Source organism: Streptomyces sp. B21-105 (assembly GCF_036898465.1).
Taxonomy (GTDB): domain Bacteria; phylum Actinomycetota; class Actinomycetes; order Streptomycetales; family Streptomycetaceae; genus Streptomyces.
Genome location: NZ_JARUMJ010000001.1, coordinates 8280916 through 8298111 on the forward strand (window position 1 = coordinate 8280916; position 17196 = coordinate 8298111).

The 17196-nt window shown below is 70.4% G+C and carries 12 protein-coding genes; 8 read left to right on the forward strand and 4 right to left on the reverse strand.

Translation table 11 applies throughout. From position 1 onward, the window contains the following. Positions 1 to 43: 43 nt before the first annotated feature. The 3 genes from QA802_RS37055 (at position 44) to QA802_RS37065 (ending at position 3994) form a co-directional block, all read left to right on the forward strand. The gene (locus QA802_RS37055; protein WP_334532290.1) at positions 44 to 811 is read left to right on the forward strand and encodes an ABC transporter ATP-binding protein; all 768 of its coding nucleotides are present in this window, start codon (positions 44 to 46) and stop codon (positions 809 to 811) included. Continuing rightward, the gene (locus tag QA802_RS37060) at positions 808 to 3210 is read left to right on the forward strand and encodes an ABC transporter permease (RefSeq protein ID WP_334532293.1); all 2403 of its coding nucleotides are present in this window, start codon (positions 808 to 810) and stop codon (positions 3208 to 3210) included. The genes QA802_RS37055 and QA802_RS37060 overlap by 4 nt, the downstream gene beginning before the upstream one ends. Positions 3211 to 3409: 199 nt before the next feature. Continuing rightward, on the forward strand, positions 3410 to 3994 hold the full coding sequence (locus tag QA802_RS37065; RefSeq protein WP_334532296.1) for a TerD family protein: 585 nt from the start codon (positions 3410 to 3412) through the stop codon (positions 3992 to 3994). 104 nt (positions 3995 to 4098) lie between these two features. Here the strand turns inward: QA802_RS37065 and QA802_RS37070 are convergent, their stop codons facing one another. Then, positions 4099 to 6099: an RICIN domain-containing protein gene (locus QA802_RS37070; protein WP_334532298.1), complete on the reverse strand. Its 2001-nt coding sequence runs from the start codon at positions 6097 to 6099 to the stop codon at positions 4099 to 4101. Positions 6100 to 6674: 575 nt separating this feature from the next. On the opposite strand from QA802_RS37070, the gene QA802_RS37075 reads away from it, so the two are divergent. The 4 genes from QA802_RS37075 (at position 6675) to QA802_RS37090 (ending at position 11735) form a co-directional block, all read left to right on the forward strand. Beyond that, a complete protein-coding gene (locus tag QA802_RS37075; RefSeq protein ID WP_334532300.1) occupies positions 6675 to 7490 on the forward strand; it encodes a rhamnogalacturonan acetylesterase in 816 nt (271 codons plus the stop codon). A 151-nt stretch (positions 7491 to 7641) separates the two neighbouring features. Beyond that, complete coding sequence (locus tag QA802_RS37080) at positions 7642 to 8622, forward strand: pectinesterase family protein (RefSeq protein WP_334535124.1); 981 nt, start codon at positions 7642 to 7644, stop codon at positions 8620 to 8622. Between the two features lie 558 nt (positions 8623 to 9180). Then, positions 9181 to 9321, forward strand: coding sequence for a hypothetical protein (locus QA802_RS37085; RefSeq protein ID WP_334532302.1), 141 nt, complete (start codon positions 9181 to 9183; stop codon positions 9319 to 9321). 8 nt (positions 9322 to 9329) lie between these two features. Continuing rightward, positions 9330 to 11735, forward strand: a complete 2406-nt coding sequence (locus QA802_RS37090) for a glycoside hydrolase family 65 protein (RefSeq protein WP_334535126.1) — start codon at positions 9330 to 9332, stop codon at positions 11733 to 11735. Positions 11736 to 12006: 271 nt separating this feature from the next. Here QA802_RS37090 and QA802_RS37095 read toward each other — a convergent pair whose 3' ends face one another. Both QA802_RS37095 and QA802_RS37100 read right to left on the reverse strand, forming a co-directional pair. Continuing rightward, positions 12007 to 12885 (reverse strand): alpha/beta fold hydrolase, encoded by an 879-nt coding sequence (locus tag QA802_RS37095; RefSeq protein ID WP_334532305.1) that lies wholly within the window; start codon positions 12883 to 12885, stop codon positions 12007 to 12009. A gap of 389 nt (positions 12886 to 13274) precedes the next feature. Then, positions 13275 to 13976, reverse strand: a complete 702-nt coding sequence (locus QA802_RS37100) for an SDR family oxidoreductase (RefSeq protein ID WP_334532307.1) — start codon at positions 13974 to 13976, stop codon at positions 13275 to 13277. Between the two features lie 586 nt (positions 13977 to 14562). Between QA802_RS37100 and QA802_RS37110 the strand changes: the two genes are divergently transcribed. Further along, the gene (locus QA802_RS37110; protein WP_334532310.1) at positions 14563 to 15132 is read left to right on the forward strand and encodes a TetR/AcrR family transcriptional regulator; all 570 of its coding nucleotides are present in this window, start codon (positions 14563 to 14565) and stop codon (positions 15130 to 15132) included. A 178-nt stretch (positions 15133 to 15310) separates the two neighbouring features. Here the strand turns inward: QA802_RS37110 and QA802_RS37115 are convergent, their stop codons facing one another. Beyond that, positions 15311 to 16537, reverse strand: coding sequence for a glycoside hydrolase family 5 protein (locus tag QA802_RS37115; RefSeq protein WP_334532313.1), 1227 nt, complete (start codon positions 16535 to 16537; stop codon positions 15311 to 15313). Positions 16538 to 17196 lie beyond the last annotated feature (659 nt).

Sequence of the window (17196 nt, forward strand, 5' to 3'; positions counted from 1 at the left end):
CCTAGCGTCCAGGGCGCCGGATACGCGCAAGCAAGGAGCCTTCATGACCGAGCCGCTGATCGAACTGCGCGCTGTGAGCCGCAGATACGACGACGGGCCGCCCGCACTGGACGACGTGTCGCTGACCGTGGGGGCCGGTGAGGCGGTCGCGATCCTCGGTCCGTCCGGCAGCGGCAAGTCCACGCTGCTCAACCTGATCGCGGGCCTGGACCGGCCGGACACGGGGACCGTGACCGTGGACGGCGTGCGGGTCAGCGGGCTGGGCGAGGCCGCGGCGGCGCGCTACCGGCGCTCCAAGGTCGGCATGGTCTTCCAGTTCTTCCACCTCCTCGACGACATGACCGTCGCCGACAACGTCGCACTGCCCGCGCAGCTGGCCGGCATGGCGCGAGGAGAGGCGCACCGCCGTGCCGCCGAACTCCTCGAGACCCTCGGCATCGACCGGCACGCCCGCGCCCACCCGGGTCGGTTGTCCGGCGGTGAACGCCAACGCGTCGCGGTGGCCCGGGCGTTGATGAACCGCCCGCCGCTGATCCTGGCCGACGAGCCCACCGGCGCGCTGGACACGGCCGCCGGTGACGACGTCAGCAGACTGCTCAGGGAGCTCAACGCCGAGGGCCAGACCCTGGTGATGGTCACTCACGACCTCGCCCTGGCCCGCTCCTGCACCCACCGCACGGTACGGATCGTCGACGGCCGGATCGCCGAGGACGCCGGTGTGCAGGGCATCGGCATGGACGGCATCGGCATGGACGGCATCGGCATGGACGGCACGGGTGTGGCGGACGCGGGCGTGGAGATGGCCCCGTGAGCGCGCTGAGCCGGGTGGTGCGGTCGGGCGTGGGGCGGCGCCGGGTTCAGACGCTCGTGATCGGTCTGACCGCGATGGTGGCGGTCGCCGCGTCCGTCCTGGGAGGCTCGCTGCTGGTGGTCTCGGGCGCGCCCTTCGACGACGCCTTCGACCGGCAGCACGGCGCGCACCTGTCCGTCACGTTCGACGCGGCCCGCACCGACGCCGGCCGGGCCGAGGAGACGGGGCGCGTTGTCGGGGTGGCCGCCGCGGCAGGGCCGTTCCGCACGGTGTCCGCGGTCCCGCGCATCCGCGGGGGCACGACCGGGTGGCCGATGACCGTCGTCGGCCGCGGCGATCCCGACGGCCCGGTCGACGACCTGACGTTGAGCGCCGGGCGGTGGGCCACCCGGCCCGGCGAGATCGTGCTGAACACCGACGGCTTCCTGTTTCCCGACCTCGGGCTCGAACTGACCTTCCCGGGACTGCCCGGCGACCCCGTCCTGAAAGTGGTGGGCACGGCCCGTTCGGTCACCGGGAGCGCCGACGCCTGGGTGACACCGGCCCAGGCCGCCGCACTCACCACGCCCGGCCGCCCCGGCGGCCACCAGATGCTCTACCGCTTCACCGCCGCCGACACCGCCGCTCAGGTCGAGGCAGGCCGCGAAGCCGTGACGGAGGGGGCTGTGACGGCGGGCGGCGAGGCGGTGACCGGAACGCGGTCCTGGCTCACCGTCAGGGCGTCCGCCGAGCACGACACCGCGCTGTACGTGCCCTTCCTCCTCGCGTTCGGAGTCCTGGGCCTGGTCATGTCGGTGCTCATCGTGGGCAACGTCGTCGCCGGCGCGGTGGGCGCGGGACTGCCTCGGATCGGCGTCCTCAAGGCCGTCGGCTTCACCCCGGCGCAGGTGGTACGGGCCTACGTGGGCCAGGCGCTCGTCCCGGCGGCAGCGGGCACGGTGTGCGGCCTCCTCGCGGCCCACCTGCTGGCCGTGCCGGTCATGTCCGAGACGGAGGACGTGTACGGCACCACATCCCTGGCGGTGGCCCCCTGGGTCGACGCGACCGTAGCCCTGGGCGTCCTCGGCCTGGTCGCGGTCACCGCCTGCGCGAGCGCCTGGCGGGCCGGCCGGCTGCGCACGGTCGACGCCATCGCCGTCGGGCGCGGCGCGCGGACGGACCGCGGCCGGTGGGCGGCACGCCTGGCCGGGCGGCTGCCCCTGCCACGGCCGCTCGCCCTGGGCCTGACCCGTCCCTTCGCCCGCCCCGCCCGTGCCCTGGCCACGGGGACGGCGATCCTGTTCGGCGCCACCGCCGTCACCTTCACCGTCGGCATGGGGGCGTCGCTCGGCGAGGTCATGAAGGCGAGGGCCCACGACTCGGCCGACGTCACCGTCGCCGCGCCCCTGCCGGAACCCGGCCCGGACGGGCCGATCCCGGGCACACGCGGCGAGCCCGAGCCGGACGCCCGCGCCGTCGCCGCGGCGATCGACGCCCAGCCCGCCACCCGGGCGTACTACACGACCGCTACGGCCCGGGCCACCGTCCCCGGTGCGGCCGGGACCACCGCGGTCGTCGCCTTCACCGGCGACGCGTCCTGGGGCGGCTACACCATGGTCTCCGGTCGCTGGATCGCCGAGCCGGGCGAGGCCGTCGTACCCACCGCCTTCCTCGCCGCCACCGACACGCACATCGGGGGCACCGTCACGCTGGGCGGCCTGGGTGATCCGTACGGCCCGGGCGGTTCGGACGGCTCGGCCGAGGCGGTCACCGTCCGGATCGTCGGCGAGGTGCTCGACCCCCGCAACGACGGCATGCAGGTGTTCACCGACGCCGCGACGCTCGCACCCGCACACCCGGACCTGACCGACACCACGCAGCACATCGCGGTGACATCCGGCACTTCCGCCGCCGGTTACGCAGACGCGCTGAACAAGAGCCTGAAACCCCTGGGCGTCACCGCCCGGGCCGGCGGGGCCGACGGCGGCAGCGACGTGGTCGCCACGCTGAACGCACTGTCCGCGCTCCTGACGCTGATGCTCGTCGCCGTGGCGGCGCTCGGTGTCCTCAACGCGGTCGTCCTCGACACCCGTGAGCGCGTCCGTGAACTCGGCGTCCACAAGGCCCTGGGCATGACCCCCCGGCAGATGATCGCGATGGTCGTCACTTCGGTCGTCCTGACCGGGCTGGCCGGCGGCATCCTGGGTGTTCCGCTCGGCGTCGCGCTGCACGGCTGGGTCGTCCCCGCCATGGGCCACAGCGCCGGACTGGAACTTCCGCACTCCGTCCTCGCCGTCTACCCCGCGGACCGACTGTCCCTGCTCGCTCTGGGGGGCCTGCTCATCGCCGTTCTCGGGGCGCTGCTGCCCGCGGGCCGCGCGGCCGCGGCGCGCACCGCGACCGCCCTGCGCACCGAGTAGGCATGGAACAGGTGCGAAGAAGGTCCGGAGCGCCGCCGGGCCGATGGACGCCCGCTCGTCGACCGCGAGGCGGGAACCGCGGAGGCACCAGGCAGACTCTGCGTGTTGTAGTCCCTTCGTAATCGAGTTCGCAGACGAGTTCGCAGGCAAGCTCGCGGACGAGTTCGCGGACGAGTTCGTAGACAAGGATGAGCCACGCATGATCACCCTCACCAAGGAAGACGGCCCCGCCGACCTGGACGGAGTCACCCATCTGTCCCTCGGGGTCTCCTGGGACCCCACCGCCGGCAGCAGCGGCGGGGTGCTGGGCAAGCTGCGTCGCAAGACCGGCACCGACCTCGACCTGATCGCCATCGCCATGCAGGGCGCGGATCCCGTGCGTCTGGCGGGTCTCGACTCACTCGACCCGATGGGCAACGGCTCGCTGCTGCACAGCGGTGACAACCAGACCGGGCACGGGGACGGCGACGACGAGACGGTGACCGTCGAGTTCGCCCGGATACCGGCCAACATCACGTCGATCGTGTTCATCGCCGCGGCGTACAAGAAGGGCAGCAACTTCCAGAAGGCCCGCAACATCAGCTTCAAGGTCTACGACGCGACCGGCGGCAACACCCAGCAGGTCGCCGACATCTGGCCGAGCCTGCTCACCCAGGACAACGGCTGCGCCGTGGCGAAGGCCATGCGGGTCGGCGGCAGTTGGAAGCTCGAGGTCATCAACGTGACGGGCAAGATCAAGCAGGGCGACGAACACGCCCTGATGCGTTTCGCCGTCAGCAAGTAGCAGTGTGCGCAGGCGGGTTCCGTCACGGATGAGCCGTCCGACGTCGACCGGCGAGGGTGCTGACGCGCCCTCGCCGGTGCTGGTTCAGTGATGGTGACGGCGTATCAGTTCAGCGTCCATTTCTGGTTGTTCTGGCCGTTGCAGGTCCACAGGAGCAGCTTGGTGCCGTTGGCGGTCGCCGCGTTGGAGGCATCGAGGCAGAGGCCCGAGAGGTTGTTGGTGACGGTGCCGTTCGAGTTCACGGTCCACTTCTGGTTGGTGCCGCCGGTGCAGTCCCAGATGATGACCTTGGTGCCGTTGGCGGTGCCGCTGTTGTCGGCGTCCAGGCACTTGTTGCCGTAGACGACGAGTTCTCCGCGCGAGGTCTGGGTGAAGGTCTCGTTGCGTCCGCCGGAGCAGTCCCAGATCTGCGCCTGGGTGGCGTTGACGTAGGTGTTCTTGTCGATGTCCACGCAGCGGTGGGAAGCGGCCCCGACGAGGGCTGTGCCGTCGGTGCCGGGGATGCCCTGGACGCGGAGGGCGTCGATGTCCGGGGCGGTGCTGCCGGAGACCGCGGTGAACTTCACGGTGTTGGCACCCTTGGCCAGGTGCGCGAGCACGGACACGGTGCGGTAGGTGGTGGCCGAGCCGGTCGGCGGGAAGGACACGGCGTACGCGAACTGGCCGCCCACCTGGAGGTTGGCCTTACGGGCCGTGCTGCCGCCGTTGGCGTAGGTGATGTCGACCAGCTTGGTGCCCGCCGCGGAGGCGGTGACGCCGGTGAAGGTCGGGGTGGCGGCGGTGGTGGTGTCCTCGTACGTGGAGCCGGCCGCCTCGGTGCCGGAGACGGTCAGCAGCACCGCGTCGTTCGCCGGGACCGAGGTGGTGTAGCCGGTGGCGAACGATCCGGCGGTGGTGCGGGTCCAGGCGTTGCGCACGGTGGCGGAGGCACTGGTCAGGCCGAGGTCGGCCCAGCGGACGGTGATGTTCGCGGCGGAGCCGGTGCGGTTGAACAGCATCACCGCGCGCTTGCCGGTGCCGGACAGCACCTTGCCGTACACCTGCAGATTGCGGGCGTCCTCGGCGACCTTGACGCCCTGCAGTCCGCGCGGGTCCTGGTCGATGGCCAGGACCTCGGGGTTGGTGAGGATGTCGCGGGTCTCCGCGCTCATCGTGGCCACGTTGTTGCCGGCCAGCAGCGGGGCGCCGGCGATCGACCACAGGCTCATGTGCAGCCGGTTGCGCGCGGCGGTCATGCCGCTCAGCCCGACCATCATCATGTCGGGGTCGTTGTAGTACCCGGTGTGCTGGGCCGCGGGCTGCAGGGCCTGGTCGAAGTTGCGGTACATCTTCGTCAGCCCCGGCGTCTCCTTGAAGAAGAGGACGTCGTCGCTGGTGCGCCACAGGTCGCCGTAGCCGGTCGCCCAGTTCCAGGGCAGTCCGGTGCCCCACTCGCAGAAGGACAGCACCAGCTTGCGGCCGGTGACGGCCGACGCGGCGGTGTTCGCGGCGGAGATCGCCTTGTACGTGGCCTCCTGGTTCAGGCCCTCCACCCGGCCGCCGCAGAAGTCGAGCTTGACGTAGTCGAAGCCCCAGCGCTGGAACGTCTCCAGGTCCTGCTGGTAGTGGCCCTCCATGCCGGTGTCGGGGGCGGCGGGGCGGGTGGTGGGGAAGTAGAAGCCGCAGCCCTGCTTGCCCGCGTCGGTGTAGATGCCGGCCTTCAGGCCCTTGCTGTGGATGTAGTCGGCGATCGCCTTCATCCCGCCGGGCCACAGGTTCTCGTCCACGACGATGTTGCCGTTCGCGTCGCGGGCGCCCTGCCACCAGCCGTCGTCGAGGTTGACGTACTTGTATCCGGCGGCGGCCATGCCGGAGGAGACCAGTGCGTCGGCCTGCTGCTTGATCGCGTTGTGGTCGATGCTGCTGAAGAACGAGTTCCAGGACGCCCAGCCCATCGGCGGGGGTGTCACGTCGATCTGGCTGGTGCTCACAGCGACCGGTTCGGCGGGCAGGGGCGCCGGCTGCTCCTGCGGGTCGAGGGTCGCCAGACCCGCGACGACGAGTCCGACGGCGAGGGTTCGGGCGGTGACGCGTCTGACCCATTGCCGGGCAGCGGTGGCGGACATGCGGATCTCCAGAGAGGGGGAGGGGGGACGAGTACTCACCGGCCGTGGAACGTCAGCGGACGGGGGGAAGGTCGCGCAGGAGTCGGCCCTCCAGGGAAGACGTGTGAGCGGGCAGGAAGCCCTGTGTCCGGTATTTCGGACGACATTCGGTGATCCGGTGATCCGGTGATCTGGTGATTCGGTCAGAAGGTAGAGGTGGAGCAACGGTGGGTCAATGGTTCTGTCGCTTCACGTTGGATTTTGTGTGACTTCCGGATGCGACTCTCCGGCGTGACGGCTCTCGGTGCCGCTCGGTCGCCGGTCCGCCTGTCACCGCTCATATCCGCACACCGGTGAAAACACATAACGACATAATCCTTGACGGACCATCAGTAAGTCCCTACCTTGCTGATTGTGGGAACGTTCCCATACTCGCGGTTCCGAGCCGTTCCTAATTTGTCAGGTGCATGCCTTGAATGGCTGTGGAGGCCGCCCGCTCATCGCTCGCCGGGTCCGGGAAGAGGGCCCCTGGGAAGGGAGAAGGCGTGTTCCTCGGACGCTCGTCGTGGCAACGGCCCAGGAGCCGACGGTTCGTCATGCGCGCCGCGCTGACCGCCGTCGTCGCGGTCCTGCCGATCGTTCCACTGCCCGGCACGGAGGTGAGCGCCTCGGCGGCGACCCCCGTCCATGTCTACATCGCGGGAGACTCCACCGCCTCCACCTACGTGTCCTCGCTCGCCCCCCGGGCCGGCTGGGGCCAGGCGCTGCCGGTGTTCCTCACCTCCCGGGCCGCGGCGGTGAACGTGGCCAAGTCAGGGGCCAGTTCGAAGAGTTTCGTCGATCTGGGCCGACTCGACCACATTCTGGCGCTGATCAAGCAGGGTGACCTGCTGCTCATCTCGTTCGGGCACAACGACGAGAAGGCCGACGACCCGACCCGCCACACCGAGCCGTCGACGACGTACAAGCGGTATCTCTCCCAGTACATCGACAGGAGCCGGGCCAAGGGAGCGGTCCCGGTGCTGGTCACGCCCGTCGAGCGGCGCCACTTCAACGGCGCGGGCGTCATCTCCCCGTCGCACGGCGCCTATCCGGCCGCGATGCGCGAGCTCGCCGCGGCCAAGGGCGTACCGCTGATCGACCTGACCGCCTCCAGCACGGCGCTCTGGAACCGCGCAGGCGTGGAGGGAACGAAGAAGCACTTCATGATCCTCAAGGCCGGGCAGTACCCCAACTACCCCAACGGCAGCCAGGACAACACGCACTTCCAGGCACTCGGTGCGATCGAGGTCGCCCGACTCGTCGCCACCGGCCTGCGCAACCAGGGGATCCTCCCGTCCGCCGATTTTCAGCGGCTCACCGACACCATCCCGACCAGTGCGGTCGTGTGGCCCAGGACCGCGCCGTACTGAGGGCCGCCGGCCTCTCTCCACCCGTCGACCACTGTCTACCCGCCGGTCTCTCCCCATCCGCCGGTCATCTCTCCACCCGCTGCCGCCGGCAGATCCGCTGAAGTTCGACGAAAGGGCACACATGCACCCGCTCGGTACACGCAGGACCTTGGTGGTAGCCGGCGTCGTCGCCGTCCTACCCCTGGCCGGCCTCGGGGTGACCACCCCGGCGAGTGCCGCCACCACGATCACGGTGGCCAGTGACGGCTCCGGGAACTACACCACCGTCCAGGCGGCGATCGCGGCAGCCCCGTCCGGAGCGATCATCAAGATCAAGCCGGGCACCTACCGCGGCCAGGTGTCCATCCCGGCGAGCAAGCCCGGCATCGTCCTGCAAGGCACGTCCGGGACCTCCACCGACGTGGTGATCACCGGAAACGCCCCCGCGTCCACGGCCGGTACCGCGGGCAGCGCGACCGTACTCAACATGGCCAAGAACACCACGGTCACCGGCGTGACCATCGCCAACACGTACGACCGGCACGACAGCCAGGCACTGGCCCTGTACGCCGGCGGTGACCGGCAGGTCTACCGCAACGTGCGCCTGCTCGGCTACCAGGACACCTTCCTGTCCTGGGGCGGCACGGGAAGCGCGCAGGTCCGTCAGTACGTCTACAAGAGCTACATCGAAGGCGCCGTCGACTTCATCTACGGCAACGGCGCCCTGGTCGTCGACTCCACGACCATCCGCTCACTGGACCGCGGCAGCAGCAACAACGGCTACATCACCGCCGCGGCCACCAACGCCGCCAACCGGTACGGCATCCTGATCACCCGGTCGACGCTGGTGAGCTCGGCCGCGGCGCGGACCGTCGCCCTGGGACGCTGCTGGCACGCCGGCGGGGCGGCCGACGCGGTCGGTCAGGTACTGGTCCGCGACTCGACGCTGGGGGCCCACACGCGCCAGACCGGAGCCTGGCAGGACATGGGCGGCTTCTCCTGGAAGACCTGCCGGTTCAGCGAGTTCAACAACAGGGGCCCCGGCGTCAGCACCGGCACCACGGACCGTCCGCAGATCAGCGCCGCGACCGCGGCGAACTACACCTCGCAGAAGTACCTGGCCGGAAGCGACGGCTGGAACCCAGTGCAGTAGCCCGTCGCCGTCGCCGTCGCCGGGGGTGGGGGCGGGACGCAGGGCGGGCGTGGCCGCCTCGTCCCGTTCCCGCGGAGCGCCCAGGTCCGCGCCGTGGCCGCCGGCCGGTGGGGAGGCGGGAAGGACGCCATCCGCTTCTCGCGGATCCTGATTGCGCGGTGCGCGACCGTCTCCGGCCGCTTCTCCGCGTCTCTGTCGCGACCTTCCCGCCCCTTCCAGGACACCACGGGGACCACCCGGCCGCCAGGTCCGACCGGCCCCGATCCCGGGGAGACCGGAGATTCGTTCCTGAACGAGGTCCGCACCCGCCCACCGTCACCCACGACAGCGGCGGGACACCGAGAAAGGTGGGCCGACCGGTGGGTACGGCCGCCCCGGCTCCGTGTAGGCAGCCTCGGACCCCGGCTCGGCAGCCCCGGACCCCGGCTCGGCAGCCCCGGACCCCGGCCCGGTCGCGCCGGCCACAGGCGCACCCTGCCGCCACCGCGCCGACTGCCCCGGTGGCGGACCTGCCACCGACGGTGTGAACGTGGTATTCAACCGCCCGGAGAGGCAGTGATGACGGCAATCCGGTTCCGCGACGTGCGCGCACCCGCGCTGAGGGACGTCGACGCGGTGGTGTGCGACGTCCGCGGGGACGGCCGCCCGGCGTCGCGGCACGGGAGCGAGCCGCGCACCGACGCGGAGGCACGACGGTGACGGGCCGGATGTGGGAGTACCACGGCTACGACCCGGCCCAGGAGCGGCTGCGGGAGTCGTTGTGCACGCTGGGCAACGGCTACTTCGCCACCCGTGGGGCGCTCCCGGAGTGCACCGCTGACGACGTGCACTATCCGGGCACCTACGTGGCGGGCTGCTATGACCGGCTCACCACGGACGTAGCGGGGCGCCGGGTGGAGAACGAGGACATGGTCAACGTCCCGAACTGGCTGCCGCTCCGGTTCCGCCTCGCGGGCGGGCAGTGGCTGACCCCCGACACGGCCCCGGTGCTCGACCACGCGCTGGTGCTCCACCCCGCCACCGGGCTCCTGGAGCGCCGGACACGGTACGGGCTCGGCGACGGGCGGGCGCTGGCGGTGCGGCAGCAGCGCCTCGTGCACATGGCCGACCCTCATCTGGCCGCCCTGCGCACCGAGTTCACGGCCGAGGGCGTCACCGGTGACCTCGAGGTGGAGTCGGCTCTGGACGGTGGCGTCACCAACGCGGGGGTCCCGCGCTACCGGGACCTGGACGGCCGTCACCTCACCCGGGTGCGCACCGGGTCCGTCGAGCCGGACACGGTCTGGCTGTGCTGCCGTACCCGCACGTCCGACGTCCGGATCGGCATGGCGGCCCGACTGAGTGCCGCGTCGCCGGTCGCCGACCGGCACGAGGGGTCGCGTGTCGGGGGGCGAGTGCGTCTGGGGCTGCGGCCGGGCCGGACCGTCACCGTCGACAAGAGCGTCGCCCTGCACACGTCCCGCGATCCCGCCATCAGCGACCCGCTGGACGCCGCGATCGACCGCGTCCGCGCGGCGCCCCCCTTCGACGAACTGCTCGACGGGCACCTGACGGCCTGGGACCACCTGTGGCGGCGGGCCGAACTGGACGTTCCGGGTGAGGCCGGCGACATTCTGCGGCTGCATCTCTTCCACGTCCTGCAGACCCTCTCCCCGCACACGGCGGACCTGGACGCCGGCGTACCGGCACGAGGACTGCACGGCGAGGCGTATCGAGGCCACGTCTTCTGGGACGAGCTGTTCGTGCTGCCGTACCTGGACCTGCACTTCCCCGAGGTCTCCCGCGCCCTGCTGCGCTACCGGCACCGCCGTCTCGACCGCGCCTGCGCCGCGGCGCGGGCGATCGGCCGGCGCGGCGCGCTGTACCCCTGGCAGAGCGGCAGCGACGGACGTGAGGAGACGCCACGACTGCATCTCAACCCGCGCTCGGGGCGCTGGCTGCCGGACCACTCGCACCTCCAGAGGCACATCGGCTCGGCGGTGGCGTACAACGTGTGGCGTTACTGCGAGGCCAGTGGGGACTCCGAGTTCCTGCACACCGAGGGCGCCGAGACGATGCTCCAGATTGCCCGCTTCTGGTCCGACTCGGCCACCTGGGACGAGCGGCTCGGCCGGCACCGCATCCGGGGCGTGATGGGTCCCGACGAATACCACGACGCCTATCCCGACGCGCGGCAGCCGGGCCTCGACGACAACGCGTACACCAACGTCACCGCCGCCTGGGTGCTCGCCCGCACGCTCGACGTGCTGCGGACCCTGCCCGACCCCCGGCGGCGCGAACTCGCCGAGCGCACCGGCCTGGACGACGCCGAGCTCGCACAGTGGGAGGACGTCTCCCGCACACTCCACGTGCCCTTCCACGACGGCGTCGTCAGCCAGTTCGAAGGCTACGGCGATCTCGCCGAACTCGACTGGGAGGGCTACCGCGAGCGGTACGGCGACATCAGGCGCCTGGACCGGATCCTGGAAGCGGAGGGCGACACCGTCAACCACTACAAGGCGTCCAAACAGGCCGACGTCCTCATGCTCGGGTTCCTCTTCTCACCGGCCGAACTCCGAGCCCTCTTCGAGCGGTTGGGCCACCCGCTGGACGAGGACACCTGGAGCCGGACGGTCGACCACTATCTCGTGCGCACCAGCCACGGCTCCACGCTGAGCGGCCTGGTACACGGCTGGGTCCTGGCCCGCGCCCGGCGCGCCGAAGCGTGGACGTACTGCCAGGAAGCCCTGCGCGGGGACATCGCCGACCTCCAGGGCGGCACCACCGGCGAGGGCATCCACCTGGGCGCCATGGCGGGCACCCTCGACCTCGTTCAGCGGGGACTGACCGGACTGGAGACCCGGGAGGGGGCACTGTGGCTCGATCCGGTGCCGCTGCCCGAGCTGTCGTCCTACGGACTCTCCCTGCGCTACCAGGGCCACTGGGGGGTGCGGCTCCGTCTGGAGTGCGGTGCGCTGGACGTGACGGTGCCGCCGTCCGACCGCTCACCCATCGACATCCGGCTGCCGGGCCGGGCGGTCAGGGTGCAACCGGGCGAGACGTGTCACCTCCTCCTCGACGCCGCGCCCGACGCCGTTCCCAAGGTCGTGCCTCGTCTCCGGGGAAAGGGGTGAACGACATGTCCGGGTCCGGGCCGAGGTCCGGGTCCGGGTCCGGGTCCGGGTCCGGGAGGAGCGAAAGGCCTCTCGTCGGCGTCCCGCCGGCCATTCGCGAAGGGCGATTCCCGTCTCCTCCACTGTTCTCCGGCGCCCCCGGGCGCGTGCGGTGACGGCCGAGGGGGCGGGGGAAGCGCAGGGTGGGCGACGACAGGGGGGAGCGGGCGACGAACGGTGGGCGGTTGCCTCGTCGAGCGGTCACCCCTGTACGTCCTCCCCCGGAGCGACGTCAGGCCGGCGCGTTCAGCAGGTCGGCCAGCACGTCGGGTCGTTCCAGGGCGATGAAGTGCCCCGCCTCGGCGATCTGTGTGAAGGCGGCGGCCGGCAGCAGTCTCCTGTTGGCCTCCCGGTCCGAGGGCCGGGACCAGTCCTTCTCGCCGTAGACGAGGTGGACGGGGGCCTTGACCTCGGGGTAGCGCGAGCGGGCCGCGACGAGGGTGGGCAGGGCCTGGTACACGGCTCGGGCGACGGCCGGGTAGCCGGGGCGCGCGCCCACCCGGAGGAGCTCGTCCACGTAGTCCTCCCGTAGAGCGGTCCTGTCGCTGAGGCCGCCTTGCAGGATCTTGCGGAGGGCGGGCCTGGGCTCCACCCCGGCGATCACCGGGCCCACCCCGGGAGTGAGGACACCGCCGACCACCACGCGGGCGAGGAGTGAGGACCGGGCGATCCCGCCGGGGAAGTCGTAGGTGTTGACCGCGACGACGCGCCGCACGCGCTCCGGCAGATCGGCCGCGGTGGTCAGGGCGAGCACCGCCCCCATGGACTCCCCGACCAGTGTGACGTCGTGCAGGTCGAGCTCGGTGAGGAGCCGTTCGACGCCCGCGCGCATGGCCGGCTCGTCGTACGAGGCGCCGGGCACGATCTCGGAGTGGCCCATCCCCGGCAGGTCGAGGGCGTACACGGTGTACCGGTCCGCGACCAGCGGGACGAGGTGGCGGAAGTGCTCGGCCTGGGTGCGCACGGTGTGGAGCAGGACGAGGGGGGCGCCGCTGCCCGCCTTGAGGTAGCGCAGGGTTCCCTCGCGGCCGTGTCCGTCCGCGCGTGGGGCGATCGTGTGGCTGGTGGTCTCCGGAATGTGCATCGTGGGACGTGACTCCTGGGCGGGCATCTCGACGACTCCTTGTGTGTGAAGGGGGTTGTCAGCTGCTCGCTCTGGAGCATGCATAACGTCGTTTCAGTTCGATCGTGTGATGGTCGGCTTCTGGGCTTGCGGCGCGATGGGTCGTTCGGGCTACGGTGACCGTGCGGTCTGGGAGGCCGGGTAGGGCGCCGGTGTGCGGGGCCCCCGCTCCACCAGCGAGATGGCTCGGGGCCTCCCCGTCACCTTTGGCCTCACCCATATGTCCAGGTCGTGAGGGAGCCGGCCTCCCGGGTTCGGACCACGCACCGGATGCGTGTCGCTGCCCCGGGGTCGAGTACGCCGGTAACCAGTGCGCCCAAGACCGTCCGGGGCGTGCGGCTGAGCAGGACCCACTTCTGCTCAGTCCACAGGAACGGTTACTTCGACAGTTGGGGGTACAGCGCGGACGGGTCGCCGGCCAGGCCTGCCTTGACCTGGCGCGAGATGTCGTCGGCGAGCACCTCGTGCGCTCCCGCCTCGACCCCGTCGAGGGCGAGTGCGGCGACGTCACGCGGGTCGGACTTGGGCGCGTCGACGCCGGCCGCGAGGTCCGTGTCCACGTATCCCACGTGCAGTCCGGTGACGGAGATGCCGCGCGGCAGCAGTTCCAGGCGCAGGGAGTTGGTCTGCGACCACAGGGCGGCCTTGGAGGCGCTGTAGGAGCCGCCGAGGGCGATCCAGGAGAGCACCGAGTGCACGTTGAGGAGGTGGCCGCCGCCGTTGCGCTCGATGACGGGGACGAAGGCCCGGGTGACCAGCAGCGGACCGTAGAAGTTGGTCTCGAACTCCCGGCGTACGTCGTCGACGGGGGAGTCGAGGAAGGACGCGCCGACCGAGGCGCCCGCGTTGTTGATCAGCACGGTGACGTCCCCGGCCTGTGCGGCGGCGGCCGCCACGGAGGCCGGGTCGGTGACCTCCAGCGCCACCGGGACGGCGTCGGGGTGCGTCACGCCGCGCGGGTCCCGGGCCGTGGCGTAGACCTTGCCGGCGCCGCGGGCGTAGAGCTCCTCCACCAGTGCCTTGCCTATGCCGCGGCTGCCGCCGGTGACGAAGACGTTTGCGCCCTTCAAAGCGGTCATGACTGCCTCCACAGAGTGAGAAACCGATCTGTTTCCACTACGGTAAACCGTTCGGTTTCCCGTGGCAAGCTCCGAGGGGTGCGCGATGTCGCCCGGTGTCCGCGTTGGAGGCCGGGCGGCTGCCGGGCCGGCGGCGCCCCGTTCGCTTGCGCCGTGGAAACCGATCCGTCTTCCTGAGGTGGAAGCAGATCGGTTTCCGGGCTGACCGGCTGATCGTCGGCCTGTGGCCTGTGGCCTGTGGCCTGTGGCCTGTGGCCTGGGCCAGCGGCTAAGGGGAAAAGTGAGTACTGCCTTCGATCGTGGGGTGACCGCCTTCGGGGCATCGGATTCGGGTCGCCGCGACTCACGCGCCGTCCGCTGGTGGGTGCTTGTCGTGCTGGGCGCGGCGCAGCTCATTGGTTTACGCCGATGCGACGGTCGTGAGCATCGCGCTGCCCGCGGCGCAACACGACCTCGGCTTCAGTGGCGGCAGTCGGCGGTGGGTTCCTGCCTCTCGGCCGTGGGCTGCGTCGAAGACCGGCCCGGGCGGGGGCAAGCCGTAAACCGATCGGTTTTCAATTGGCCGTCGTCGAGTTAACCTCGCACCATGAGCACAGACGTGAAGCAGAGTCCCCGGGAACGGCTGCTGGCGGCAGCGGCCACGCTCACCTACCGAGACGGTGTCGGTATCGGCGTCGACGCGCTGTGCAAGGCGGCGGGGGTGTCGAAACGCTCCATGTACCAGCTGTTCGAGAGCAAGGACGAACTGCTCGCGGCGAGCCTGGAGGAACGCGCCTCCGTCTACGTGGCGACCCTCCTGCCGACGGCGGACGGCGACCGTTCCCCCCGTGAGCGGATCATGCACGTCTTCGACCGGCTGGCGGAACAGGCGGGCGCGCCCGACTTCCAGGGCTGCCGATACCTCACCGTGCAGATCGAGCTCAAGGACCGGAGTCACCCGGCGAGCCGGGTGGCCCACCGGGTCAAGGAGAGCCTGACCGGCTACTTCCGTTCCGAGGCCGAGCAGGGCGGCGCGCGCGACCCCGACCTGCTGGCCCGGCAACTGATCCTGGTCTTCGACGGCGTCAGTGCCCGTGCCGGGATCAAGGCCGACACGCCGGCAGGGCTCGTCGCTCCCACGGTGACCGTCCTGCTCGACGCGGCAGGCATGCGCTGACGCCCCGCCTCCGCGTGCTCGCGGATGCGGGGCGCCGTCGCCTCTCCGGCCGGTCGGCGCGCGGCTCGACGGGATCGGACACCGGGTGGCATCGCCTCCACCCGGCTCGAACCACGCGCCTACCGGGGTGCGTATCCCGGCACCGCGTCACCCCGTCACCCCGGCACCGCGTCTCCGGTCAGGCGGCGGACGGTAGGCCCGCGCCGGCCACGCCGCTCATGATGGCGCTGATGATGCCCGGCTGAGTCACCGTGAGGGAGCGCCGGTCGAACAGCCCGAACCCGTACCGGGCGGTTGCGCCGTTGTCCCAGTAGATGGTGGCCGCCCCGTACTTCTTGGCCGTGGCGGTGACGGCCCGGGCGAAGTCCGCACGGTACCTGTTGTTCGACGAGTCGAACGACGACTTGTCGATCGAGCCGTATTCACCGACGACCACCGGATACCCCTTGGTGGCGAATGCGTCGTACATCATCTTCAGTTGCGCGTCCAGGTAGTCTTCCTGCCCCCAGGTCGACTTCTTCGACGGATCGGTCGCCGCCCGTCCCCACTGCGTGATGGTGCCGCTCTCCTCCCCGGCGAAGTCCCACGGGGCATAGTGGTGAACGGAGATCATGATGCGCCGCTCGTTGGCGGGAACGGACGAGGAGCGATACTGGTCGGACGGGAGCGTGAAGCCGTAATTCCCGGCGGTGTAATCGATGTTCGTGTTCCAGCCGGCGATGAGAAGCCACCGCGAAGCGTTGTTGCCGCCCGTTTTCCGCACGGTGTCCACGAAGATCTGGTTGTAACTGTTGATGTTCGAGTAGCACGGTTGGGTCGGGCGGCCGTACTGCCCGTCGAACTCCTCGTTCATGGACTCCAGGATCAGGCGCTGGTCATAGTTCTTGAACTTGTTCGCGATCTGCTGCCAAGCCTTCTGGTACTTCGCCTTGATCGTCGTCTGGGACGCTGAATCACAGATCAGCCAGGAGCCGTTGACGTTCTTGTAGCCGTCGCCGTGCATGTTGATCAGAACATGCAGACCCCTGTTGTAGGCGTAGTTGACGACTTCTTGGATCCTGTTCAGCCAGGAGGGATTGATCGTGTAATTCGGCCCGGGCCCTATGGCGCCCAGGTAGGAGACCGGGATCCGGATCGTTTTGAAGCCTGCAGACCGCACTTTGTCGATGAGGGCCTGCGTGACGACCGGCTGGCCCCACGCCGTTTCGCTGGGGTATCCGTTGGTGGTGGCTTCGAGTTGGTTGCCCAGATTCCAGCCCGCGCCCATGTCGGCCACGATCTGTGAGGCGCTCGACTGCGCCGCGGTATCGGCCGATGCCGCATTCGTCGCGCCGTACACGGATGCGGCAACCGCCAACAGGGCGGCAAGGAAGCTGACTCTGATCTTCCCTGTCAGTGAAACCATGAGCTTTCCTCTCTTCTCTTCCGGTCCAAAGGGTTTCGGACCCTCGAATGACGTGTCTGTCCGAGTGCGGGCAGCCGGAGCCGCCGGCTGTTCGGGGGCGTGGTCTCCCGGCGCACCGGCCTGGGAACGTACACAGCCACCCGGCAATGACGCCGCGGCTGCCCTCGCGGGGATCCGGGAAGTGGTCGGAGCCGCGAAACGCGCTTGCTGTGGACGAAGGCCGGGCAGCCCGCTGACGTGGGTGGTGAGCTGGAATGGGGGGTGCGGAGCGCTGCTCGGGCAGGTGTCGGCAAGAGAGCGCCGGCGATGCCGCGATGGCGACGCTGACCCAGATGGTGGGGGAGCGACCGTGGGGGGTGATGCGGGTGTGGGGTGTGGGGTGGTGGGGGGTGGGGGTGACGGGGGTGGTGGCTGTTCCGCGGAAGCGTCGTAGAGGTGCCTTTCCCTTTTCCTTCCGGTCACGGCACTGGTTGTGTGCTGACGCCTCTGGGAGCGTTCCCACCTGGGGTGCAACAGTCAGATTCCCGATCGGGTGCCTGTCTGTCAATCATTGGCGCGTAACTCTGCTGCCTTCGACGCGTATTCGACAGATTGCCGGGCGGAAGGCGGTCGCGTGGCGTCCGGACCGGGCTGGGGCGGACCCGTCGCAACACCGCGAC

Excerpts from the sequence above, each read along its gene's own strand:
- QA802_RS37070 (WP_334532298.1), bottom strand. The coding sequence starts at position 6,099 with ATGTCCGCCACCGCTGCCCGGCAATGGGTCAGACGCGTCACCGCCCGA.
- QA802_RS37090 (WP_334535126.1), top strand. The coding sequence starts at position 9,330 with ATGTGGGAGTACCACGGCTACGACCCGGCCCAGGAGCGGCTGCGGGAG.
- QA802_RS37055 (WP_334532290.1), top strand. The coding sequence starts at position 44 with ATGACCGAGCCGCTGATCGAACTGCGCGCTGTGAGCCGCAGATACGAC.
- QA802_RS37075 (WP_334532300.1), top strand. The coding sequence starts at position 6,675 with ATGCGCGCCGCGCTGACCGCCGTCGTCGCGGTCCTGCCGATCGTTCCA.
- QA802_RS37085 (WP_334532302.1), top strand. The coding sequence starts at position 9,181 with ATGACGGCAATCCGGTTCCGCGACGTGCGCGCACCCGCGCTGAGGGAC.
- QA802_RS37065 (WP_334532296.1), top strand. The coding sequence starts at position 3,410 with ATGATCACCCTCACCAAGGAAGACGGCCCCGCCGACCTGGACGGAGTC.
- QA802_RS37110 (WP_334532310.1), top strand. The coding sequence starts at position 14,563 with ATGAGCACAGACGTGAAGCAGAGTCCCCGGGAACGGCTGCTGGCGGCA.
- QA802_RS37095 (WP_334532305.1), bottom strand. The coding sequence starts at position 12,885 with ATGCCCGCCCAGGAGTCACGTCCCACGATGCACATTCCGGAGACCACC.
- QA802_RS37115 (WP_334532313.1), bottom strand. The coding sequence starts at position 16,537 with ATGGTTTCACTGACAGGGAAGATCAGAGTCAGCTTCCTTGCCGCCCTG.
- QA802_RS37100 (WP_334532307.1), bottom strand. The coding sequence starts at position 13,976 with ATGACCGCTTTGAAGGGCGCAAACGTCTTCGTCACCGGCGGCAGCCGC.